Genomic DNA, 23,213 nt, shown 5'->3' on the forward strand with positions numbered 1-23,213 from the left:
ACTCATTTATCGCGTCTCCCGGTCCAGACCAATCGTCAGGACGGGAGATGCGATAAAACTCATTCTTAGCGAATGAAAGAAATCAGAAGGCAAACAACCACACCGAAAAGGGCTACACCCTCGATAAGAGCAGAAGCAATAATCATTGCAGTCTGGATCTTACCACCGGCCTCTGGTTGTCTGGCGATAGCCTCCATGGCAGAGCCACCGATTCTACCGATACCCAAACCAGCGCCAAGAGCCACTAAACCAGCACCGATACCGGCACCTAAAATGGCATAACCTGCGCCTTCAGAAAACGCTTGAAGCAATAATGCTAACAACATAGAAGTAGATATATATAGTTAAAAAAAGAAATACAGATTAATGATGCGCGTCTACGGCATATGGGGCATCGCCATGGCCCATATCGTCATGATGGTCGTGCTCCTCCACCGCTCCGCCAAAGTACATGGCGCTCAGCAGGGTGAAAATGTATGCCTGCAGCAAAGCCACAAACAATTCCAGGAAGTTCATAAACGTAGCAAAAGCCACACTCACCGGCCCAATGGCTACACTTTGGAAGATAAAGATCAAGCTAAACAAACTTAGGATGATGATGTGACCCGCTGTTATGTTAGCGAAAAGACGCACCATCAGAGAGAAAGGCTTTGTAAAGATACCGATCACCTCTACCAAAGGCATAATTGGAATACCCCACTTCAACCACCACGGAACACCCGGCGTGTTGAAAATGTGCCCCCAGTAAGATTTATTTCCGCTGAACACAGTGATTAACAAGGTCATCACAGCTAGCACCAGGGTAACGGTAATATTACCGGTTAAGTTAGCGCCACCAGGCATCAAGCCCAACAGGTTGTTAAACCAGATAAAGAAGAAGATGGTGAGCAAATACGGCATGTAACGCTCATACTTAGGACCAATATTGGTTTTGGCAATTTCATCCCGAATAAAGATGATGATTGGCTCAAAGAAAGACTGCAGACCTCTTGGCGCCTTGCCACGGTTCTTTTTGTATGCCCCCGCAATGGATAGAAACACCAGAAACAACAGCAACACGCTCAACAACATGGAGGCCACGTTTTTAGTGATAGATAAATCCAGAGGACCTTCTTTGTGCTCTCCTTCAGAGTTGGCGTAATAAATATGGCCATGCTCCATCACGTAACCCTTGTATGGCTGCAGCTGATGGTTCTCATCATAGAAGTTAGACGACATGAAAACATCCAATCCGTTTTCACCATACAAAATCACTGGCAACGGAAGCACCAACCCGTCAGCGAAATGCCAGGTATAATCATCACCAATGTGGTGCATGATCATATCTCCAGGGTTAAAATCTGCCCCTTCAGCCGATTCTGCAGCTTGGGCCGAAAAAGAAAGAATAGCAAATAGAAAAACGAGTATCTTCTTCATTAAGAGCAGGTTAAAAGGAAAGCTTAAAAAATTCAAACACTTCCTTATAATGGCTTTTTTGAATTTCGGCGCAAGTTACTCAACAAAGCGTAGATTTCAAATCCAGTATAAATAAAATAAAGCGCGAAAAAGTTAAATACGAATTGAACAATGTTCTCCTCGTGGAAATGCCTATATACAAAAATTGCTATTATCCCGAATACCATCCGCAAGCCCATAGCGCTGAAATAATAGGCTTGCAGATTCTCAGAATCTTGCTTTAGACCCAGTTGCGCCACATAATGCGCAAAGCCAGTGAGAAACACGAAGAACCCCAGAAGCCACCAAACATACTCATGCACCACGGTGTAGCCGGTAAAGAACACCAAAACCGAAACTACCAGCACTAGCAATCCGGTCAGCACAACCATTCCTCTAACAAATCCCACGCGCCTGCTTTATTTCTTTCTGGTTAAGGTCACAATGACCGAATACATAGACCCGAACACCGCCAACAACAGCAAAACAAGTGTCCACCACGGAATCTGGTTCTGAAAATACGCATCCAGCTTTCGTCCGCCCCAGGCCGCCACCGCCATAATGGCAATCATCTGAAAAGCCAAGCCCGAGTACTTCAGGTAAGGCTTTAGCTGAGCATCTTCTTTTTCTTTAGGAGACTGGGGCTTAGGTTCCATTTTTGAAAGGTGAACTGCAAAGGTAACAAACCTGCCGCAGCAATGGCAGAAATAAAAAACACGTTTTTGGCTTGTTTTTAGAAAAGGAGGTCGAAAACAAAAAAGCCTCTACCGAAAAAAGGCGCAACAAAAAAGAATCTAGAGCCTGATTTACAGGCTCTAATCGCAGGCGCAGGTGCCGAACTTATAGTCGAAGCGACCGTTGCTCAGCGTGATGGTTTTGCTGCCAGAAGACTCCTTCAGGATAAGGTGGAAGGTGCCGGAGATGATCTCGCTCTGCCGGTCGAAGCGGGTTATTAGGAAACTGCTGCCCGGCTGGGGATACCCGTATTCAATGCGAGGTGAATCTTCACTTTGAAAGGTAACGTGAAGAGAATCTATCTTTTCGCCCATGCCACTTACTGACGCTCCTCCATTAGTACCTATGGCGAAAAAAGATTTTTTATCCTTCACATATTTCCGGAAAGTCATCCCGATGGCTTGCTGTGCATTCGCCAGCGGGCTCACGTCTACATTCGCTCTCCCGCAGGGGTTGTCCAGCAGGGCGCATTCATAGTAAGGCACCCACACCTGCCCGTCTTCATAAGTGAAGCCGACGGTGTTCTTCCCCTCCTGGGTGGTGGCTGGCAGCTTGGCGTTCTTGGTGGGGTCGTCGTCTTTGCAGCAGGCGGAGAGGAGGAGAAGGCTGAGGAGTTATAATGGGATAAGCTTTTTCATGAAAGGGGGGGTTATGGTGATAGATAAAAAGATTTAATTTGTTATATGCTGTTTTATAGAAAGGTAAGGAGTTAATGTCATTTCTAAAAGGAATTGCCTCTGTGAAAATTCACAAGCCGTACTAGCTCTCGTTTCCGGCCTGTTTTTGGGAAAACAGGCCGAAAACGCAACTCCACTTTGACTCCCAGCAGAACAGCTTAATCTATTAAATACTGCTTGCCGTAATAGGTGAACTAGCGCACAAAAACGTAAATTTGTTTCTTGTATCTTTTGTGTGGGCTTGGAGATGCATGACCAAAGATCTCTTCAGCTTGTAAAGCTCAACAGAATATAAAATAAAAAAGGGCAGAAAACAGTTCTACTGTTACTCCATTACCAGACACATACGTTGAACCTGAATCGATTTTTTTTAATCATAGTGCTGTTGGCAACAGTGGTGGGCTGCGCTCCGGAGAAGCCATTCGGCCGCTTTTACCACAACCTGAACGCCCGCTTTAACGGCTATTTTCTGGCCCGCGAGAAAATGCAGGAGATTGAGGCTAAGATTGACGCGGCCAACATCAATGACTACAACAGTATTCTGCAGATTCTTCCTCCTCTTGACACCACTGTTCTTAAAACCCTCCGGCCAGAGTTGGAGGAAGTAATCAAGCGAGCCTCCTTCCCAATTGCCCGCCACCCAAAATCAAGGTGGGTAGATGACTGCTATGTACTTATTGGCAAGGCCCGCTATTACATGGGCGAGGAAGAAGAAGCCATCAGGGCATTTAGGTACGTGCAAACCACCAGCAAAGACCGCCATGCCAAGCACGAGGCATTGGTCTGGCTCATGCGCACCTACATCAGGCAGAAAGACTATGACAATGCCATTATGGTGTCTGAGCAGTTCCGGAAAGAGCGCATGAATGAGCAGAACGGTTTGGAGCTCCTGCTCACCCGGGCACAGCTGGCTAGTATTGAGAATGATTACCAAAGTATGATCCAGAACCTGGAGCGGGCCATTCCGTTTGCCGACAAAAGGGACCGGGAATCCAGACTCAGATTTATATTGGGTCAGTTGTACCAGGCCACTGGGCAAGACGCCAAAGCCTATGCCCAATTTGATGAGGTACTAGGTAAGAATCCTCCTTATGAACTAGGTTTTTATGCGAAGCTAAACCTTGCCCAGGTAACCGAGCTGAAAGACGCTACCACCAAAGAGGAGGTAGAGAAATTTCTGTTCAAACTAGCCAACGACGGTAAAAACCTTGAGTACCTTGATAAAATCTACTATGATTTGGCCAAGCTTCAGCTCAAGCAAGAAGAGTATCAAGATGCTCTTGGCTATCTGAAGCAGTCTACCGCCGCCTCTACTACCAACCGTAACCAAAAGGCCTATTCCTACCTGCTATCTGGTCAAATACATTATGAGCACCTGCAGCAATACAAACTGGCCCAGGCATACTATGACAGCACCTTACAACTACTGCCGCCAACTGCCTTAGGCTATGAAGAACTAGCCGACCGTAGAACCGTACTCACCGCCTTTGTACAGCAGCTGGAAATCATACGGACCGAAGACAGCTTACAAACATTGGCGCAACTTCCGGCTGCCGAGCGGGCGCAGCGCGTAGCCCAACAGATAGAGAGAGAGCAGGAGGCCGAACGGCAAGCGGAGCAGAACCTTGCCCTAGCGGCAGCCAATTCTACCCTCAGAAACAGCATCACGGCTCCTAACACCCCGCCTCCGGCTGGCCCCGGCGGCGCCAACAGCACCTGGTACTTTGACAATCCCGTGGCCATGGCCAGTGCCCGTAACGATTTTATTAGGGTATGGGGAGATAGGCCTTTGGTAGACAATTGGCGTCGGCGTTCTGCTTTAGGCAGTACCGATGCCGTAGTAGCAGGCCCAGCGGTGGGCAACACCACTGACAGTGCCGCTCTGGCAGAAGTGGTGAGTCAAAAAACAGAGACGTACCTGGCCGCCATTCCGTCTACTCCTCAGCAATTGACAGCGTCACATGAGCGGCTAGAGGAGGCATTGTTTACGCTGGGTAATATTTACCAGCAGCGGTTACGTGAACCAGAGCAAGCTACCGCCACTTTCTTGAAGCTTCTGCAGCGTTACCCGTCTACAGAACATGCCTCTGAGGCTTACTACAGCCTGTATGTTATTGCCCAGAGTCAGCAGCAAACAGAGCAAGCAAACAAGTATGCACAACTTCTGAAAGAGAAATTCCCCAACTCAAAATACAGCCGTTTAATTGACCAGCCCGACTTCTTACGCACCTATTCCGCCGAGACCGCTGCGGCTCATAGGCTCTATGACACTGCGTATGTGCTGTATGAACAGGAGAATTATGCCGAGGCCTCTTCTGTTTTAAGCCAACTTTCAGAAAAACACCCCGGAAACGAGTTCCCCGACCAGATCAGTTTTCTGCGGGCTCTCATTGTGGGACGGACTCAACCTCCTGCAACATTCAAAGCTGCAATGGAAACCTTCATCCAACAATTTCCAGACAGTGACCTAAAGCCTAAAGCGCAGCAGTACCTGGAAATGCACCAACGGTTTGAGAGCGGTGAATTGACCAAAGAGCCAGAAATGACGTTGAAAGACATTGCCGTGGTTGAAGCCCCAAAATATGAGGCTGCCCCAGAAGCTTTACATGCTTTTGCAGTAGTACATCCTGCTCAGGACTCGCTTGCTCTAAAAGCTTTAATGGCCAATTTCGTGCAGTACAACACCCGTTTCTTTGCCAAAAGGAACTTAAAGGTGGAGCCCGTTGCTTTAAACGACAGTACTGTGTTATTAACTGTCCAGAATTTTGCCGATGCTAAAGCCGCCCAGCAATACTCTAAGTTACAATCTACGCGTACCGCCCCAATGGCTACTGTAAAAGGTTCTAATTTTGCTACCTTTGTTATCTCTGAGCAAAACCTCAACCTGCTTCGGCAACTAAAGGATCTGGCACAGTATTTGGCCTTCTTTGAACAAAATTACCAAGAATAAACCCATGTCATCAACGCCTAGCAATTCGTTCCGGAAGATCGTTTCGGCGCTTTGGCTTTTCTTTGCCGGAGGATTCGTTTTCTTCCTGCTGTACATCTTTGCGGTAAGCATTAATTTTCTGAACCTGTTCGGAGATTTGCCTGACCTCAAAACGCTGGAGAACCCTAAAAGTGAGTTAGCCTCTGAAGTGTATTCTGAAGACGGCATGCTTTTAGGTAAATACTTCCGTGAGAACCGTACTCCCGTTACCTATGAGCAGCTGCCTCAGCACTTGATTGATGCCTTAATTGCTACAGAAGACATAAGGTTTGAAGAACATTCCGGCATTGACTTCAAAGGCACCTTGGCGGTACCTTATTACCAGATAACCGGAAAGCAAGACCGCGGCTCCAGTACCCTTACGCAGCAGCTGGCCCGTAACCTCTTCCGCACCCGCGACGACCTCAACGACGGCTTACTGAGCGACGTGAAAGGCCTGCGTATGCTCATTATCAAAACAAAGGAGTGGATCATGTCCATCAAGTTAGAGCGCTCTTATACCAAAAAAGAGATTCTGATGATGTACCTGAACACGGTAGATTTTGGCAGCAATGCATTTGGAATAAAAGTAGCCGCCAAAACCTTTTTCAATAAAAACCCTGAAGATTTAACTGTAGAAGAATCCGCCACTCTGGTAGGTGTGCTGAAAGGACCATCTTTCTATAGCCCAGTGTCTCGTCCTGAGCGCTCTTTGAACCGCCGTAATACGGTGCTGGATCAAATGCTCAAGTACAACTACATTGATGAGCCTGTTTACCAAGCTAGCGTAGCCAAGCCTTTAAAACTAAACCTAAACGTTGAAAACCAGAACAAAGGCTTAGCTCCCTATTTCCGGACTGAGCTCGGGAAAGAAGTATCTAGATGGGCCAAAGAGAACGGCTATGACCTGTATTCTGACGGACTGAAAATCTATACCACCATTAACTCCAAAATGCAAAAGTATGCTGAGGAGGCGTTGGAGCAGCACATGAAGACCATGCAGCAAGAGTTCTTCAAGCAGTGGAAAGGCAAAAACCCTTGGACAGACGAAAATGGTCGTGAGATCAAAGGCTTTTTAGAAAAAGAAATAAAGCGTACCGCCCGTTACCGCAGCCTTGATGAGCAGTATGACGGCAATGAAGACTCTATCAAGTTCCACCTGAACCAGAAGGTGCCCATGACGGTGTTCTCATGGAGCGGGGAAATAGATACATTAATGAGCCCTATGGACTCATTGCGGTACTACAAGCATTTCTTGCAAGCAGGTTTTATGGCCATGGATCCTTTAACGGGTCATGTAAAGGCATGGGTAGGAGGCAATAATTATAAATTCTTTAAGTATGACCACGTGAAACAAGGGGCACGCCAGCCAGGCTCTACCTTTAAGCCCTTTGTGTACACTGCCGCCATTGAAGCAGGTTTTTCACCATGTGATCAGGTAGCAGATGCCCCTGTGACCATCATTAATGAAGACGGGGTTCCGTGGACCCCTAAAAACAGTGATGGAAAGTACACTGGCAAAAGACTTACCCTGCGTGAGGCCTTGGCTTTTTCTGTAAACACTGTTACCACTCATTTAATGAAGAATATTGGGCCAGAGAAAGTGGTACAAACGGCTAAACGTTTAGGAATAACTACTAAGCTTGACCCTGTTGCTTCTTTGGCCTTGGGAACCAGTGATGTCACTCTGTATGATATGGTGGGGGCTTATGGCACCTTTGTCAACAAGGGAGTATGGACTGAGCCAAAATACCTGCTTCGTATAGAAGATAAAAATGGGAATGTTCTACAAGAATTCGCTTCTAAAACGTTAGAGGCACTTTCTGAAGAGACAGCCTATATGATGGTACACATGCTGCAAGGCGGTGCTGATATACGCGGAGGAACTTCTTATTATGGACTAAGACACCGTTACGGCCTTAAAAATGAAATAGGTGGTAAAACCGGAACAACTCAGAATCACTCTGATGCCTGGTATATGGGTATTACCCCAGATCTGGCAGCTGGTGTTTGGGTTGGCGGTGAAGACCGGAGTATTCACTTCCGCAGCGCTGCTTACGGGCAGGGAAATAAACTGGCCATGCCTATTTATGCTCTGTTTATGAAGAAGGTGTACGCTGATAAATCTTTGAACGTATCAAAGGCTTCATTTCCTAAACCTGAGGCACCCTTATCTAAACAATTGAACTGTTCTGAAGCCAATAATAGCCCTACTCCGGCAGATTCCGTACAACAAGACCAAACTCTGATTTTACCTGATAACATAGAAAAAGGATTTTAAGGGAAGCTTTGGTATGGCGATAGAGGAAAGTGCTAAGGATCAGATTAAACACTTGCCCCACCGCCCCGGCATCTATAAGTTTTATGATGACAAGGGCATAATATACGTGGGCAAAGCGGTTGATATCCGGAAACGGGTCAGCAGTTATTTTAACCGCTCTACCCAGCATAACAAAAAAACTCTGAAGCTCATTTCTCAGATAAAACGCATTGAGTTTACTATTGTAGATAGTGAGGCCGATGCCTATTTACTCGAGAACAACCTGATTAAGCAGCATCAGCCTAAGTATAATATCCTTCTCAAAGACGGCAAATCTTACCCGTACCTGTGCATCACCAATGAGCGGTTTCCCCGCGTACTAAGTACACGTAATAAAATAAATGATGGCTCGCGGTACTTTGGGCCTTACCCAAGCGTGACCAGCATGTATGTTATTCTGGAGCTGATCAGAACCCTTTATCCATTACGTACCTGCAGTTATAATTTAAGCCCTGCCAATGTGCAGGCTGGTAAATTCAAAGTTTGCCTTGAATACCATATTGGCAATTGCAAGGGCCCCTGTGAAGGCCTTTATGACGAAACAGAATACAACGCACACATACAGCAGATTAAAAACATTTTATCAGGTAACCTGAGCATTGCCAAGAATTACTTCAAAGAGAAAATGTCTGCCGCCGCGGCAGAAATGCAGTATGAATTAGCGCATCAGTTCAAGCAAAAACTAGACCTGCTCGATGATTTTCAGGCCAAGTCAACCGTGGTGAGCCATTCCCTCACTAATATCGATGTGTTCACCATTACCTCCAATGAGAAGTGTGCCTTCATCAACTATCTGCGGGTAATGAACGGTTCTATCATCACAACCCAGTCTCTTGAACTTCAGAAAAAGCTGGAAGAAAGTGATCAGGAAATTCTTGCCTCTATTATAATGAGGCTCAGGACTGAGTATGAAAGCACTTCCAAAGAAATACTAGTAAATGTTGAAGATTTGACTCTTCCGCTGGAAGGGATTGCTGTAGCTGTTCCTCAAATAGGAGATAAACGCAAGTTGCTGAACCTTTCTTTAAAAAATGCACTGTATCTGCGCAAGGAAAAAGAAAGCATGCAAGACAAATCCAAAGACAGCAATGAGGTTCGCATTCTGGAAACTATGAAGCGTGACCTACGCCTCACTGAACTGCCTAAGCACATTGAATGCTTTGACAACTCAAATTTCCAAGGCGATAATCCAGTGGCCTCTATGGTCTGCTTCCGAAATGCCAAGCCCTCTAAAAAGGACTACCGTCACTTTCACATTAAAACCGTAGTAGGTCCAGATGATTTTGCCTCTATGTATGAGGTTGTCACCAGGCGGTACAAAAGGCTTCTCGAAGAAGGGGCTTCCTTGCCTCAATTAGTCATTATTGATGGGGGTAAAGGTCAGTTAGGCATGGCCGTGAAGGCTCTTAAAGATTTAGGTATTTACGGGCAAATAGCAATTGTAGGTATTGCGAAACGCTTAGAGGAAATTTTCTATCCTGGCGACACCCTGCCTCTTTATATCGATAAAAAGTCAGAGTCACTTAAGCTAATTCAACGTCTCCGTAACGAAGCTCACCGGTTTGCCATTACATTTCACCGCTCTCTCCGTGACTCCGGCACTCTGCAAACAGAACTCACTAAGATCAAAGGTTTGGGCCCAGCTACTGCTGAAAAGCTTTTGACAAAATTTAAGTCAGTTAAGAAGATAGCAGAACTCTCTGAACCAGAACTTGAGGTGGAGGTAGGAAAGAGCAAAGCCAAACTTCTGTACAACTACTTTTCCAAGCCGAAGGACTAGCTCTTTTTAAGTGAAGTTTAGGTTAATTCTAGCCTTTAGTTACTCCTCTTTCGCTAGTCAATTGACTCGTGTATTTTTGGTAGGTAGTTTATGTATAGCTATTTAAAATAGTATTCTCTTCCACTACTTTTGTTCTTTTTTATACCTGTAAAATATTTAACTTTCTAGGCTATTCCAGCTGCCGGTTCTTCTTCGTATAAATAAAAAAAGGCACCGTAAGAGGTACCTTTTTTTATTTATACGAAGAAGATAATGATTAATAGCTCCAAAGGCTATACTCCCATTCTATTAAATCCTCCATAGCTTGTTGGGCTGCTAAAAGACCATTTTTGCCATTTCCTAATGGATCGCCAGTTGGGTTTGATACCTTCGTGATATATGAACTGAATAACCATAAATCAAAAGCATCTGCCAAATTCTTATGCTGAGCGTTATTCTGGGAATTGAACCAAATAGCTTCTTCAGGGTGTGCTCTGAACAATTTCACTAGATCGCTAAATTTGAAAGAAGCGATAGTTTTTTCGATACCTAATGAACCTGTGAATTTAGATGGCATCATCAAGGTTAAAGCTTGTGGATCATGATAAAGACGAGATCTCTTCTTATCAAAAACTACATCTTCTTTTAGCTCCATCCGATAAAGTTGATTTGGCAAAAGCTCAGAAGCTTCAGCTGCTACAGCTGCAGCAGCACCTGTTCCTGGTACTTCTTCCCCTGTATCTTCATATACAGTTCTGGTTATCGTTTTGGATGGATCCCAAGGATCTTTCTCTGTAATAGTTTTTGTTTTCCTATTACCACCGGCTGCTGGTGGAAAGTCTTGAGCTGGCCCAATGATGTTAGAAGACTGTCTCAGGTTTTCAGAAAAAGTTGCAATTGAAATAGGTGTGGCAAGAGAATCATTGGTATATGCCTGCAGCTCTCCTCTTTTTACAGCTTCAACTATCAACTTTGAAATCTGTCTCCCATTTGAGAACATTGGCTGATTCTGCTTTTCGCGTAAATCAATTGCTCTCCAAACGGTCTTTTTGAACATAACGTCTGAAGGAGCAATAGGCCTAGCAGATGGATTAGCAGCTAAAGAGGTTTCTCTTAATTGCTGAGCCGCAGCACTCTGCTGCTGCTCTTGCTGCTGACGCTCTAAATCTGCCTGACGTTGCCTCTCTTGTTCAGCGGAAACATTTTGCTGCGTTCTGGCGGGCGTAGCAGTTCTTCTGTTGTTGGTATTGCGTCTCTGTGCCTCTGTTACCAATGGCAACCCCATCAAACCAGCTAAACCTAAAACAATTAACTTCTTCATGTACTACGTATTTTTACTATTAATTAAGCTGAAGGTTCAAGTCCTGAACGTTTGCACCCACTGGCTTTGTATTACCGCGTGAATCTCTACGTCTTACTTCTTTCACTTCAACCGCAATTCTGTCTCCTGGACGTGCTAATTCAGCTATTCTTGTCAAATTGATAGTAGGCTGATTGCTTTCCAAGGTTAAAACTGGTCTAGTTCCACGCACTAAGTATACAGTATAATCAGTTACTCTGTACTGTGCTTCTTTAGGCAACATTTCAGCAAAGCTTTTGTCTGGTATTGCACGCATCTCTAGAACACGTGGTCCTGGAGCCGGCATACCTCTTTTCACATCAATTGGTTGACCATTTGCATAGGCTACAACTTGCGGCATAGGTACAGCCTTCACTGTAAACTCTTGGCTTCCAATTAAGTTCCCGTTGCTACTAACATTTAGCTTTACTACACGTCCAGTTGGGTAAATTGAAACATCCCCTTTCTTAGGCCCTTTACTTACAACCGCACCAGATGCACTAAAAGTAGGATCGTACAAAGCTCCTAACGCTGGCACTTGAACACTTAGTTCGTTCGCGCACTCATAATATAATGAGTTTACAGTAGCAGATTGTATCTGCATTACCGGCTTCGCCACAACATATTCTTGTGTTACATTGAATGTAGTATCCTGACCGTTTGCCTGACGGAAACGCACAGTACCCTTCCAGGTTTTTTTAGCATTTCCTTCGGCATCATAATCACCAGCTGAAGCAGTAAATTCAATCTGACCTCTTCCATTCTTTACAGGAACAGTACTACCATTCACTGTCATGGTCGGAGAGATTGCATCAGAAGAAGCTGCCAAGAACATTTCTGCTTTGTATTTTGTACCAGCAGCTACCGTTTTTGACTCAGCACTAGCCATGGCGAAGATATTTTCGAACTTGATAATATCTGCACCTACTTTTTGAGCTAACTGTGACAAGGTCTCTGCCTCATATTTAAGCACTTCTGATTCCATTTGAGCCAGAGTTGCCAAAGCCGCAACAATAGGAGTCTCAGAGAAATTTAGCTGAGCAAAATCTTTTTTCCGCTGCTCTTTGTTATTCTTCACCCTAGGGTCCTGATCTCCGTCTTGAGCTAGTTTTGCAGGCACATTTGTGTTATACTGATTCAAAAACTTAGAATACTCATTAAGCTTTTGCTGCAATTCATAACCTTTACCCTTTTTATTACCAGCTTCACCAACCATTAGCTGAGCAACTCCTGTTTGGTTTTCTGGGTTTTTATAAGCTCCGGTTGTTGCATCTCTGCCTTCTGCTAATTTCTCCAGTTCCGCACGCAGACCGTGAATATATGCTGTGATTTCAGCTGTCTCTTTTCTCACAGCCTCAGCATTTTGCACTACGCGTGTATCTTGAGCTCTATTACCTGACTCGCTTACGGCAGCTTTTATTCCTCTTAATGTTCCGCTGTTATCCTGGTTTGTTTTAGCGTTAACAGTTGTTAAGCTGTCATCGATAAACTGAAACTTCAAGAGTATTGCAGAGCTAACGTTCAAAGCCAACATTGCAGTAAGCACGAGATACATCATCCCGATCAGCTTCTGCCGTGGCGATTCTTTTCCTCCAGCCATATATCCTAAATAAAGCTTTTAATTCGATTAAATGGTTTAGTATAAAGGTTTGGCGAAGACTAGCCTCTCATTGCATTCAGCATATTGCCGTACACATTGTTCAATGAATGAAGATTCTTAGTCAAATTGGTTACTTCCTCTTTGAATTGCTCTGTATCACGGCTGGCATCAGTAAGATTCTCCATAGCCATAGTCAAGCTACCATAGAACTTATTCATTGATTTCAGGTGGTTGTTTGCATCTTGAAGCTCCATTTCATATACAGCGTTCAATGCACCCAAGTTCTTAGTGATATTTTGCACCTGCTGATGATAGGCTTGAGCATCAGTGGTAGCGTTAGCCATATGAGAGATAGCATCAACCGTAGAAGCATAGGCTTCATTAATTTTATCTAATGAACCTGCTGCAGTTCTCACACGAGTTGTATATTCTTTTGTGGCAACGGTTGCATCAGTAAGATCTGCCATTTGAGCAGTTGTTTCACTTAATCTGTTCAAACCTTGGCCTAATGAGCTGATAGTTGCTGGAGTTACATTAGACTCACGCAGCATTTTATCTAAATCACCAGTTAAAGAAGGACCTGAGGCAGCTGGTACAGTTGGAAGAGGACCATCATAATCATCTCTTAACTGTGGATAAACTTTTTCCCACTCTGGGTCATGAGGAATAGGCTGGAAGGCACTTAAGAAGAAAATCACAGCTTCAGTTCCAAGTCCCAACATCAACATTTGATCCGCTGGCCCAATGTGCAAAATTTTAAATAAAGCACCTAAAATTACTACTGCAGCACCAATACCATAAACTTTGGGCATCAACCCATCCCATAGCCAGTGTTTTTTTGATTTGCTCATTTTTTTTGACAGATTAAAATTGTAAAGAGTGTGTTTTTAAAAAAAGGGATAGTAAGAAATTTAGATTAGTGCAGATTAATAATTTCCAAAACCAAATTCACGACCAGAAGAACGGCCAATGTAGATCATAGCACTTCTGAAACCGATATAAGAGCTAGCAGAATCTTTATGCTCAAAATTCCGCACGCCTGTTTCCAAAAAGTAAGCTATATCTTTCCAAGATCCACCTCTCACAATTTTACGTACTTCAGCAGTATCATAGTATGTTGGGTTCAAATCCCAGGTGATAGGCACTGTAACTGAAGAATATGCATCTTCACACCATTCAGCCACATTACCAGCCATATCATATAGACCAAAATCGTTTGGATAATATTGTCCTACAGGAGCAGTATAGGTAAAGCCATCACTGTAGTAATCGCCACGTCCAGGCTTGAAGTTAGCCAACATACAGCCACTGGCATTACGAAGGTAAGGACCACCCCAAGGGTAAGTAGCTAAATCACGACCACCCCGCGCTGCATATTCCCACTCAGCCTCAGAAGGAAGCCTAAAGCCTGGCACTGGTGCCATGTCATTTGAGGCATTGAAGTCGTTTTTATGCTTCGTTCTCCACCGGTTAAATTCTTTTGCAGCATTCCAACTAACACCCACTACCGGATAATCATCAAAAGCAGGGTGTGAATAGTAATACTCTACCAGCGGATCACCCATGTGGTAAGTGAAGTCCTTTGTCCAAACTGATGTGTCTGGGTAAAGCACACCTCTCACATATGGTTCTCCAAGAATATCCAAAGAATCCGTCAGCATCACTTCCATGAACTGACGATATTCATTATTGGTAATCTCAGTTTCATCCATATAAAACCCACCAATAGTTACCTGCTTGTTCATATTAGACATACTAGCAGCAATGTCTTGATCTGTCTGCCCCATATGAAACGTTCCGCCCGGACAGGCGATCATTCCATAAGGCACTTCCTGAGGATTGAACTCAGGACGATCCTGCGCCCCTATCACATCACCTTGAGAGCCTCTCCCCATACCACAACCTGTCACAAAGGCGACACTCAACGCAATGGCAGAAACTTGTAAAAACTTATTCATAATACTGTACTTGTAAAGAAAAAGCGACATCACTAAGCGTAACTAATTTTAAGTTAGCAAAGATATACAACTGATTTCAAAAACAAAATTATTGTTATTCCTCGAACTTTATTTTTTTAACGAGATTATCAAATTATTATTTTAAGGGCTGAATAAATACTACATGGTCAACATGTTGCGCAATACCTACTTCTAGGTATTTACATGTTATATCTTGGGGTTCTGATTGGAGGTTTTGTAGTATTTTTAGATCTAGGCAGTCGGTAGCCTAACATAACCTCGTGAGAGGTAGGACTCTTGGCAGCAGCATTAACCACTGTATAATCAAAAGCATAACCAAAACTTAACGCATTGTTCTTCAATAAGTAAACACCTAACAAACCAGTCATTGCCTCTCCAAATCTATACCCGGCCCCACCCCAGAACTTTTCATTGAAAGTTACCCTTACTCCTGCCTCCACAGATGACACTCCTGCATTTAAATCTTGTTTTAATATTGTTGTAGGTGTTACGACCACATTTGAAGAAAGTTCAGCATTATAACCCGCTGAAACCATCAGGTGCTTTTCTCCGGTCACAATGCTACGATCTGATGAACGTGCCTCGTTTTCAAATTCGTATGTCGCTCCTAATAAATTTGTTACACCTGCACCTAAATACCATCTTTCGTGCTGGTACCATGCTCCAACTCCCAAATCGTACTTACGGTCAGAGCTATTGAAAGGAACACGAGGATCGCCTATGTCATTAGGCCTGTAGCCACCTTTACTCATATTCACAAGCATCCCCTGAACCCCTATCCCAAGCCTACCGGCACCAATAGGGATATGATGCGCATAAGAGAGTTGCGCTGAGAAGACATCTACCGCCCCAATTTCATCATTCATCACCACAAGCCCCAAACCACTTCTTAAGCCAGGCAAGGGAGCTGAAACTGAAAATAAAGCTGTTCTGGGAGCACCTCCGGCATCAAATGAACCTTCATAGCCAAGCCACTGGTACCGGTACAATACATTCAACTCCGTTTGGCCGGTTATACCTGCGTAGCCTGGACTAATGAACTGTCCGTTAAAAGAGTAATGGCTGAATTGAGGAAGCTGCTGCGCCAAACCTAACAAAGGCACGGCAAAAAAGAAGACAAACAGTGACAGGCGAAATTTGTGCATCATAGAGTGCAATAAAGAATGCAAGACTATATCAAAATAGCAAAGGGCTTAAGCTAGCAAATTGTCGATAAACCACCAAAGGTATCCACAATTCTTTAGCCATAGCCCTTGCTACGCACAAATTAAATAAAAGTAACGTTAAGTTTACTTTTTGCCAGAATGTTGTTGTATATAAACCTCAATGGCCCCCGTCATAGACGGAGCATTCGGCATTGGCGCCTCAATGTCAAGCTCTAACCCCGCATCTCTTACCGCCTGGGCTGTAGTAGGCCCAAAGGCAGCAATTCTAGTGCTATTCTGCTTGAAATCAGGGAAGTTCACAAACAATGAGTTAATACCTGAAGGGCTAAAGAATGCAATGCAATCATATTTTACTTCCGCCAGATCAGATAAGTCTGAGGCCACGGTTTTATACATGGTGGCTTCCGTGAAATCAAAATTGTTCTCACGCATGAATTCCGGAATATCTTCTTTCCTGATATTGGAGCATGGGTACAAGAATTTCTCTCCTTTATGCTTCTTGAGCACATCAAACAGATCTGACGCTGTTTTACCACCTACAAACAGCTTACGCTTACGCAACACAATGTACTTTTGAAGGTAATAAGCAGTTTGATCAGAAATACAGAAGTACTTCATCTCAGCAGGAACATCAATCTTGCCCTCGGAACAGATTCTGAAAAAATGGTCAACGGCGTTACGGCTGGTGAAAATAACAGCCGTATGATCCAGGATTGAAATCTTCTCTTTCCGGAACTCTTTATAAGGCACCGGCTCAATTTCAATAAAGGCCCTGAAATCAACCTTGATTCCGTATTTCTCAGCAATGCCTAAGTATGGCGAATTATCGTTTGCCGGCTTTGGTTGCGTGACCAGAATACTTGAAATCTTTTTTGAATGTCTGTCCGCACCCAACTCTTCTTTACCGTCAGCCATGTTAGAAGGTATTTTTAAAAATGCAATCTAAGATTACTAATAAATCTTTGAGTCAAAACCAATTACACAAAAACGATCAACTTGAGCAGAATCATCAATGGAATCACTTCTGTGGCGCAAAGGTACGAAAATAAATGTAGATTTTGGAGAGAATATTTATTACTAACCGTGATGAACGTTCTAATTACTGTAAAAATCAGCAAGCCTGTAATTGCAACATTGGCTACCCAATAAATCATTTCCGGGGTAGACTGTTCAAAGGCTAGATATAGGAGCATAACCATAGGAAGAAGACCACCCATTGCCAAAAGCGTGCGCAAAAACTCACGATATTGAGTTAGCACAACCTCCTCTACTCCAAATATAAAACCCATCAGCCGCAGCAATAGAAACTTGAGCACCACAAAAAGAAAGATGATGAGCGAGTAAAGCAGAATCTTGGAGATCAGGTCGGCCTGTGTGGCAGCAAAGAGCTGATTCAGCAGAGTAAGCTCTTCAAGGTTGGTGTGCACGGCCACAATCAATAATGCAAAAGACAAAGCAAAAGCCAGCACAAACAAAATGCTGGACCAATTACCTATTGGTTTGGCCAAAAGCCCCTCTTCCAGCGTAGAAAGCTTGGTAAAATTGTTTAACCTGAAAATACTGGCAAAGTCAGACGGAAACGTAAGCCTTAAGCTTCCATACATCAAGCCCACCACCAGCATAAACAGCACCAAAGCACTTCTGGGGGAATCGGTCTGTCTTGGCTTTACTTGCAGTAAAGTTTTCTGCGCCGCATTTATAACCTCCACATGCTCTGTAGCCGATTTGAATGACAGATAATTTGGCTGCAGTTGAGGGTGCCAGACCGTGAGCAGATACTTTTTGTCGGGCTGTAGAAAACGGGATAAGTCTATGGTATACCGAGCCGTGGAATCAGCTACGAACACTAATTTATTGTCTAGATACAAACAAAGGTTTTGCCGTGCCGCCAGTTCAATTTTAGGATTTGTGAATCGATCATAGGTCACCCACTGGTAAAGCGCCTGGTATTCATCATGGAAATCTGGCAAATAAGGTACCAGTTGATTTTTTGAGGATTGGTACACCAACCAATCAGTACTTAGCAGAGGTTTCTGAGGCCCAGGCTGAGCCTGAAGCTGCCCCACTGTTAACCAAAGAAAGAAAAAGGCTAACCAATAGCGCATATGTTATGGATTCTCCGCTGGCTTAGCTTTATATTCCCCCAGCACCAAACTAAGCACCACAGAAAACCCGACCAGACAAAGCAACAGGTTTAAATTACCCCAGTCAGCAAAGCTGAAAACAAAAACTATGACCAGTATATTCAGCAAGGCTAAAAGCAACACAGTACTAACCTGGCTGAACCCCATAGCCAGAATGCGGTGGTGAATATGGTTCTTATCAGGAGAGAAAGGCGAAACTCCTTTCATAATTCGGATAAAGGAAACGCGGATGGTATCAAAAAGAGGCACAAACAATACGCCCAATGCCACGGAAGGAGAGGACGGCACATAACGCATTTCTATAAATTGAATGGCCATAACCGACACTACAAAGCCGCAGAGCAATGAGCCGGTATCACCCATAAAAATACGCGCTTTGTAAAAATTGTAGCGCAAGAAGCCTAGCAATCCGCCAATTAAACAAACCGCCACACCTGCATAATTAGAATACGCCGGCATGTGCGACAAATAAAAGAAGGTGCCAAACGTGGCCACAATAATAGTCACAATAGTACCGGCCAAACCATCTAGTCCATCTATTAAATTTACTGCGTTGGTAATACCTACAATGGCAAAAAAGGTAAACCCATAGCTGAGCCCCTCCGGCAGTTCATAAATTCCGAAAATGCCTTGGAAGCTGGTAATTCTTATATCAGCAATAAACATGACTACCCCTGTAGCCAACACCTGCATAAAGAACTTCTTAAAGGCTGAAATAGACACTAAGTCGTCTTTAAGCCCCCCGAAAAAAAGAATAATACAGCCGGCCAACAGTTGCTGAACCCCGTTGTCAAGCACGCCAAAAATGGTAAGCGCAGACATGAAGCCAGCAAACACTCCCAAGCCCCCTAAACGAGGAGTTAGCGACACGTGCACCGTTCGCTTGTTGGGCTGGTCAAGAATATTTTTCAAGTGCGCCACATACACAATAGAAGGTATGGCAAACAGGGCAATGAAAAATGACCAGCTGAATGAGAGCAAATATGTGAAAAACTTCATGTTTAGGTCACTATTGTGGTGAAAGAGTAGAAGCCTCTGGTTTGATACTTCTGAGGCCTATTGCCCCTGATACCTTATGAATGCAATACCCCTTGTTTCTCTAAAAGCGTAATCTGAATTAAATTTTCCTCTACTATAGTTCCCGGAACAAACAAAAACTTTTTGTCATGAATTTCTTTGCCTATGTAGTAACTCACCCAGTACTCATTGGTTAGATGAAAGAGCCCCGGATCAATAGGTTCTACCTGTCTGAAGCTCCGCGGCTCAACGGTCTCATACATATGCCTTAAGACTGAAGTCTTCACCTCTTCCCCTTCATGGGTGCCATAGCCTTTTGAGGCAATCAGCACATTCTCAAGGTAAAAATTATTGTTATTGATAAAGTAGACATTCCACTCTTCCTGCCCTAACTCGTTTACTTCACGGGCTATAGCTATGGAGACACCTTCTACTTTATGAAAATCAATGTCTTTCTTCATATTGCTTCACCAAGATTTGGGCATCAAACAAGCGTTCAAAATGAACTAATAACTTTGCCTCTACCTCTTCTAGCGGCACTTTCTGACCGAGTTCCTGCTCTAAAGAAGTCACCGCTTTGTCAGTAATACCACAAGGCACTATGTTACCGAAGTAGCTTAAATCAGTATTCACGTTCAGCGCTAAACCGTGCATGGTTACCCAGCGGCTGCACTTCACACCCATGGCACATATTTTCCTAGGATTCTTTTGCTCCTCAAAATCTATCCAGACTCCGGTAAGCCCATCAATACGACCAGCGGCTATACCGTAATCAGCTAGGGTAAGAATAACGGCCTCTTCTAAGAAACGAAGGTACTTGTGTATATCTGTAAAAAAGTTCTCGAGGTCCAGAATAGGATAAGCAACCAGCTGTCCAGGACCATGGTACGTGATGTCACCCCCACGGTTGATTTTATAAAAAGAAGCTTCTTTTTTCTGAAGGCCTTCTTCATCTAAAAGCAAATGCTCTTCATGGCCACTTTTACCCAAAGTATATACGTGCGGGTGCTGGCAAAACAGCAAATAATTGGGGGTTGGCAACTGTTCCTCCTCTGGTAGCTGTCGGTTCTGAGATTTCACAGCCAACACCTCTTTCAGTAGTTGTTCCTGATAATCCCAAGCCTGTTGGTAATCTACCAAACCAAAGCGTTTAAGAAGTATGTTTTTGTTATGTACCACAGGTGTAAAAGTCTGGAGCGGCCGCTTAGCACATGAACCTGCCAAAGCATTGCTTCTTCACCGCTTACGGAGCTTTGCGTATAAAATGCTCAATAAGAGAAAAGTTATGCAAATTACTCAATTAACTATCAGCTACCAAAAATGGCACATAATACCCGCTTAGGCCAACAAGGCGAAGACGCCGCAGAGGCGTATCTACGGGCAAAAGGCTATCAGGTTTTGTCCCGCAACTATAGGTACAGGCGGGCTGAAGTAGATCTTATAGCAGTAAAAGACAAAATACTGGTGCTTGTAGAAGTAAAAACTAGGAGCACCCATTATTTTGGATACCCAGAAGAAGCAGTAACACCAGCCAAAGAAGAACTCTTATTGATGGCTGCTGATAATTATATTGAAGAAACTAACTGGCAGCACGACGTCAGATTTGACATTATTTCCATTCTATGGCAGAAGTCAGGGCCAATGATCTGGCATTTTGAAGATGCATTCCACTGACTCATTTCATAAACAATACTTAGCGATAGAGACCATTTACTGCTTTTTGCTTAAACACAATCAACAGCCGCATATTTCTTCATTTAACACACTCTTTCACTGTTGAATTACATCTAATTATAACTGACATAACAGTAGAATAATAAAAAGCCGTTTTCGGCCTCTTTTTAAAAAAAGAGGCCGAAAACGGCATATATGTTACCCACAGGGGTACTTAGTTTATCTACTTCTGGTTATTTCTTTTGAAAGACAGTTTGCCCATGGCGGTCATACTGTTTCACGAGCACTGGCTCAAACGGTTCGTCAAAGGCAGACTCTGGGTACTGTATCTCAAATTGCCGACGCCCTCTAAAGTCAAAGTAGTTTATCCAAATGCCAACTTTACGGCCCTTGTCATACTTACCCTGCCACTCTATCTGACCATTCTCATAAAACTTAAGATACTCGCCCTGCACTTCCCCGTACTGGTACGGAATAACTTCCTTTACCTTGGTTTTAGCGGCATCATAGTATGTAACCAGAGCATCACGCAAGAACCCCTTGTTATAATGTTGTTTGTCGGTAAGAATACTATCTGTACGGAACGTTTCCCACCGCAGGTGTTTGGCGCCCACATAAAAATACCCCTGCTCAATCACCACATCGCCTCTTGTTTTGGTGTAAGGCCCATGCAACACCAATAATTTAGTTTTAGAGGGATCTAGTTCATTGCGGGTTTTAAAGATCCTTTTTCTTTTAATGTCATAATAATGTTTTTCCAGCACATACTCGTTTGGCTGCTTGAACTCGCGCAAGTAATGGAAAGTCTCTATTATCTGGTTTTTGCCTTTGCCCTGCCGGGTGAAGGCTTTTTTTGTTCTATATCCAAAATAGACGTTCTTCTTGCCCTTCTTCTTTTTCTTATCGTCTTTTTCATCTACGCTGTCAGCAGATACCACCAGCGAGGGCTTCGCTAAAGAGTCTGCCATGAGCGCCGAATCTGTAGGATATACCACCACCAAAGGCTCCGACTTTTTCCAGAAGAGAAGCCAGTTCTTTTTCTCCTTGCCAATAATCTGCGCCTGGGCCTTCGGAGAAGCTCCCCCTAAAACCAATACGCCGATGACCAGCACGCTTACCCACGTTCTCACAAATGCCATGGAACTAATATTTTCAAAGTTTTACTGCCAATAACGCAAGATACCTGTTATCTGGTATACTAAAACTGTATACGGCAAATACCTGCCTCACTGTTAGACCTTAGATTTTACAACAAAAAAACACAGATTAAATTCAGAGAGCCGCGTTTTTTAGCCGTTTTTTCAAAAACAACCCTAAAACAGAACAGCCAAGCCTGCAGTGGCAGGCTTGGCTGTTAAAGATAATTTCGAAAAACTTATAGGGCACTAGCGAGAGAGGCAGCCTCAGCTATTTCTTTCACCAGACCTCCAAAGCCTTTGCTTTCCAGTTCTTTTTTTGCTTTCTCGGCTTCAGCACGGTTAGCGAAACGTCCAGCTATGATGCGGTGCACTGTTTTCCCGTTCACGATGTCTTCTTGGCGGGCAATAGGCATCTTCTGATATATTCTGCGCAGTTTTTCTACTTGCAGCTCAGCATTGCCTTGAGTACTGAAGGCACCCGCCTGAACAACAAAATACTTTTGTTGCGCCAATACACCAGCGGTTGCCGTAGAAGGAGTTGCTGCTACAGCAGCAGAAAGCGCCTCAGTGTTGGTGGCGGCCGTAGCGGCTATGGCATTTGCTTCTTCCTCAGCTTTCGCTTTTTCAGCGGCGCGCTGGGCTAGGAACTCGGCAGGCAATTCCACTACTTCTACCTGTACATTAATTAAACCTGATTTACGGGAGGCAATAGTTTTAAAAGCGGCCTCTGATAAATCAATGACCCGCGGGGCTCTGAATGGGCCAGTATCATTAACCTTAACAATAATACTTTTACCCGTTGCCATGTTGGTAACCTTTACCTTAGTGCCCATTGGCAGGCCATTGTGGGCGGCGGTGTGCTTAAAGCGATTGTATACTTCACCGCTAGCGGTGCGGCGGCCGTGGTATTTAGCCCCGTACCAAGAGGCTACTCCGGCTTGCTCATCGCCTACTTCTTGCCCTGAGGCAGTTGGCGCAAAGCTGAATGAAATAATGAAAAGAACGGCAATTGCATAGTAAATTTTCAGTTTCCCCATTATTGGTTTAGTTGGTGGAACATCAATTCGAAGGCAGCAAAATTAGGAAATATTTTTTCATTGCAACCACTCCTAGGTTTTCACGCTTCCGTCTACCTAGCATAAAACACTTTAAAGTTATATAATTCTATGTTTTTGTTCAAAATATTTAATTCAAAATATAACTAAATTCATAAACCGTGGTATGCCAAACTTAAAGGAAAACTTTAAGTCAGATTCTGCCTT

21 protein-coding genes are annotated in these 23,213 nt (G+C 43.9%); 4 read left to right on the plus strand and 17 right to left on the minus strand.

Annotation, left to right across the window (positions count from 1 at the left end; all coding sequences use genetic code 11):
- Positions 1-65: 65 nt before the first annotated feature.
- The 5 genes from atpE to A8O23_RS09290 form a co-directional block, all read right to left on the minus strand.
- Positions 66-326: an ATP synthase F0 subunit C gene (gene atpE, locus A8O23_RS09270; protein WP_066620019.1), complete on the minus strand. Its 261-nt coding sequence runs from the start codon at positions 324-326 to the stop codon at positions 66-68.
- 37 nt (positions 327-363) lie between these two features.
- The gene (gene atpB, locus A8O23_RS09275) at positions 364-1,416 is read right to left on the minus strand and encodes a F0F1 ATP synthase subunit A (protein WP_066620441.1); all 1,053 of its coding nucleotides are present in this window, start codon (positions 1,414-1,416) and stop codon (positions 364-366) included.
- Between the two features lie 44 nt (positions 1,417-1,460).
- Positions 1,461-1,844: a hypothetical protein gene (locus A8O23_RS09280; protein WP_066620028.1), complete on the minus strand. Its 384-nt coding sequence runs from the start codon at positions 1,842-1,844 to the stop codon at positions 1,461-1,463.
- A 9-nt stretch (positions 1,845-1,853) separates the two neighbouring features.
- Positions 1,854-2,090 (minus strand): AtpZ/AtpI family protein, encoded by a 237-nt coding sequence (locus tag A8O23_RS09285; protein ID WP_066620031.1) that lies wholly within the window; start codon positions 2,088-2,090, stop codon positions 1,854-1,856.
- Positions 2,091-2,249: 159 nt separating this feature from the next.
- On the minus strand, positions 2,250-2,654 hold the full coding sequence (locus A8O23_RS09290; RefSeq protein ID WP_153042139.1) for a hypothetical protein: 405 nt from the start codon (positions 2,652-2,654) through the stop codon (positions 2,250-2,252).
- Between the two features lie 571 nt (positions 2,655-3,225).
- Between A8O23_RS09290 and porW the strand changes: the two genes are divergently transcribed.
- Genes porW through uvrC form a run of 3 tightly spaced genes read left to right on the plus strand, consistent with a single transcriptional unit; the run spans position 3,226 to position 9,914 of the window.
- Entirely contained in the window at positions 3,226-5,796 is a 2,571-nt protein-coding gene (gene porW, locus A8O23_RS09300) for a type IX secretion system periplasmic lipoprotein PorW/SprE (protein ID WP_153042140.1), read from the plus strand.
- A 4-nt stretch (positions 5,797-5,800) separates the two neighbouring features.
- On the plus strand, positions 5,801-8,095 hold the full coding sequence (locus A8O23_RS09305) for a penicillin-binding protein 1A (RefSeq protein WP_066620037.1): 2,295 nt from the start codon (positions 5,801-5,803) through the stop codon (positions 8,093-8,095).
- A gap of 13 nt (positions 8,096-8,108) precedes the next feature.
- A complete protein-coding gene (gene uvrC, locus A8O23_RS09310; RefSeq protein ID WP_066620038.1) occupies positions 8,109-9,914 on the plus strand; it encodes an excinuclease ABC subunit UvrC in 1,806 nt (601 codons plus the stop codon).
- 256 nt (positions 9,915-10,170) lie between these two features.
- On the opposite strand, the gene porN is transcribed toward uvrC, so the two are convergent.
- From porN to lipB, 10 genes are all read right to left on the minus strand, one after another.
- Positions 10,171-11,214 carry a type IX secretion system ring subunit PorN/GldN gene (porN, locus tag A8O23_RS09315; RefSeq protein WP_239693373.1) on the minus strand — a complete coding sequence of 348 codons (1,044 nt, stop codon included), beginning with the start codon at positions 11,212-11,214 and terminating at the stop codon, positions 10,171-10,173.
- Positions 11,215-11,233: 19 nt separating this feature from the next.
- Positions 11,234-12,832 carry a type IX secretion system motor protein PorM/GldM gene (porM, locus tag A8O23_RS09320; RefSeq protein WP_066620041.1) on the minus strand — a complete coding sequence of 533 codons (1,599 nt, stop codon included), beginning with the start codon at positions 12,830-12,832 and terminating at the stop codon, positions 11,234-11,236.
- Positions 12,833-12,891: 59 nt separating this feature from the next.
- Complete coding sequence (gene porL, locus A8O23_RS09325) at positions 12,892-13,683, minus strand: type IX secretion system motor protein PorL/GldL (RefSeq protein WP_066620044.1); 792 nt, start codon at positions 13,681-13,683, stop codon at positions 12,892-12,894.
- A 75-nt stretch (positions 13,684-13,758) separates the two neighbouring features.
- Positions 13,759-14,790 carry a T9SS ring complex lipoprotein PorK/GldK gene (gene porK, locus A8O23_RS09330; protein ID WP_066620443.1) on the minus strand — a complete coding sequence of 344 codons (1,032 nt, stop codon included), beginning with the start codon at positions 14,788-14,790 and terminating at the stop codon, positions 13,759-13,761.
- Positions 14,791-14,990: 200 nt separating this feature from the next.
- Positions 14,991-15,959 carry a PorP/SprF family type IX secretion system membrane protein gene (locus A8O23_RS09335; protein ID WP_239693374.1) on the minus strand — a complete coding sequence of 323 codons (969 nt, stop codon included), beginning with the start codon at positions 15,957-15,959 and terminating at the stop codon, positions 14,991-14,993.
- Between the two features lie 141 nt (positions 15,960-16,100).
- A complete protein-coding gene (locus A8O23_RS09340) occupies positions 16,101-16,892 on the minus strand; it encodes a uroporphyrinogen-III synthase (RefSeq protein ID WP_066620046.1) in 792 nt (263 codons plus the stop codon).
- A 62-nt stretch (positions 16,893-16,954) separates the two neighbouring features.
- Positions 16,955-18,082, minus strand: coding sequence for a DUF4271 domain-containing protein (locus A8O23_RS09345; protein ID WP_066620048.1), 1,128 nt, complete (start codon positions 18,080-18,082; stop codon positions 16,955-16,957).
- Between the two features lie 3 nt (positions 18,083-18,085).
- On the minus strand, positions 18,086-19,120 hold the full coding sequence (locus A8O23_RS09350) for an MraY family glycosyltransferase (RefSeq protein WP_066620050.1): 1,035 nt from the start codon (positions 19,118-19,120) through the stop codon (positions 18,086-18,088).
- Positions 19,121-19,194: 74 nt separating this feature from the next.
- Positions 19,195-19,599 carry a hypothetical protein gene (locus tag A8O23_RS09355; protein ID WP_066620052.1) on the minus strand — a complete coding sequence of 135 codons (405 nt, stop codon included), beginning with the start codon at positions 19,597-19,599 and terminating at the stop codon, positions 19,195-19,197.
- A complete protein-coding gene (lipB, locus tag A8O23_RS09360) occupies positions 19,583-20,317 on the minus strand; it encodes a lipoyl(octanoyl) transferase LipB (protein ID WP_066620055.1) in 735 nt (244 codons plus the stop codon). Before lipB ends, A8O23_RS09355 begins: the two co-directional genes overlap by 17 nt.
- 141 nt (positions 20,318-20,458) lie before the next feature.
- Here lipB and A8O23_RS09365 point away from each other — a divergent pair, with 141 nt between their 5' ends.
- Complete coding sequence (locus tag A8O23_RS09365) at positions 20,459-20,812, plus strand: YraN family protein (RefSeq protein WP_066620058.1); 354 nt, start codon at positions 20,459-20,461, stop codon at positions 20,810-20,812.
- Between the two features lie 233 nt (positions 20,813-21,045).
- Here A8O23_RS09365 and A8O23_RS09370 read toward each other — a convergent pair whose 3' ends face one another.
- Together A8O23_RS09370 and A8O23_RS09375 are read right to left on the minus strand one after the other, a co-directional pair.
- Positions 21,046-21,951, minus strand: a complete 906-nt coding sequence (locus A8O23_RS09370; RefSeq protein ID WP_066620060.1) for a toxin-antitoxin system YwqK family antitoxin — start codon at positions 21,949-21,951, stop codon at positions 21,046-21,048.
- A 236-nt stretch (positions 21,952-22,187) separates the two neighbouring features.
- Complete coding sequence (locus tag A8O23_RS09375; RefSeq protein WP_066620062.1) at positions 22,188-22,988, minus strand: septal ring lytic transglycosylase RlpA family protein; 801 nt, start codon at positions 22,986-22,988, stop codon at positions 22,188-22,190.
- Positions 22,989-23,213: the final 225 nt, after the last annotated feature.

Origin of the sequence: Rufibacter roseus, assembly GCF_001647285.1 — a bacterium.
GTDB classification, from domain to species: Bacteria; Bacteroidota; Bacteroidia; order Cytophagales; family Hymenobacteraceae; genus Nibribacter; species Nibribacter roseus.

Coding starts and splice junctions, on each gene's coding strand:
- atpE (WP_066620019.1), bottom strand. CDS start 326: ATGTTGTTAGCATTATTGCTTCAAGCGTTTTCTGAAGGCGCAGGTTAT.
- atpB (WP_066620441.1), bottom strand. CDS start 1,416: ATGAAGAAGATACTCGTTTTTCTATTTGCTATTCTTTCTTTTTCGGCC.
- A8O23_RS09285 (WP_066620031.1), bottom strand. CDS start 2,090: ATGGAACCTAAGCCCCAGTCTCCTAAAGAAAAAGAAGATGCTCAGCTA.
- A8O23_RS09305 (WP_066620037.1), top strand. CDS start 5,801: ATGTCATCAACGCCTAGCAATTCGTTCCGGAAGATCGTTTCGGCGCTT.
- uvrC (WP_066620038.1), top strand. CDS start 8,109: ATGGCGATAGAGGAAAGTGCTAAGGATCAGATTAAACACTTGCCCCAC.
- porN (WP_239693373.1), bottom strand. CDS start 11,214: ATGAAGAAGTTAATTGTTTTAGGTTTAGCTGGTTTGATGGGGTTGCCA.
- porM (WP_066620041.1), bottom strand. CDS start 12,832: ATGGCTGGAGGAAAAGAATCGCCACGGCAGAAGCTGATCGGGATGATG.
- porL (WP_066620044.1), bottom strand. CDS start 13,683: ATGAGCAAATCAAAAAAACACTGGCTATGGGATGGGTTGATGCCCAAA.
- porK (WP_066620443.1), bottom strand. CDS start 14,790: ATGAATAAGTTTTTACAAGTTTCTGCCATTGCGTTGAGTGTCGCCTTT.
- A8O23_RS09335 (WP_239693374.1), bottom strand. CDS start 15,959: ATGATGCACAAATTTCGCCTGTCACTGTTTGTCTTCTTTTTTGCCGTG.
- A8O23_RS09340 (WP_066620046.1), bottom strand. CDS start 16,892: ATGGCTGACGGTAAAGAAGAGTTGGGTGCGGACAGACATTCAAAAAAG.
- A8O23_RS09345 (WP_066620048.1), bottom strand. CDS start 18,082: ATGCGCTATTGGTTAGCCTTTTTCTTTCTTTGGTTAACAGTGGGGCAG.
- A8O23_RS09350 (WP_066620050.1), bottom strand. CDS start 19,120: ATGAAGTTTTTCACATATTTGCTCTCATTCAGCTGGTCATTTTTCATT.
- A8O23_RS09355 (WP_066620052.1), bottom strand. CDS start 19,599: ATGAAGAAAGACATTGATTTTCATAAAGTAGAAGGTGTCTCCATAGCT.
- A8O23_RS09365 (WP_066620058.1), top strand. CDS start 20,459: ATGGCACATAATACCCGCTTAGGCCAACAAGGCGAAGACGCCGCAGAG.
- A8O23_RS09370 (WP_066620060.1), bottom strand. CDS start 21,951: ATGGCATTTGTGAGAACGTGGGTAAGCGTGCTGGTCATCGGCGTATTG.
- A8O23_RS09375 (WP_066620062.1), bottom strand. CDS start 22,988: ATGGGGAAACTGAAAATTTACTATGCAATTGCCGTTCTTTTCATTATT.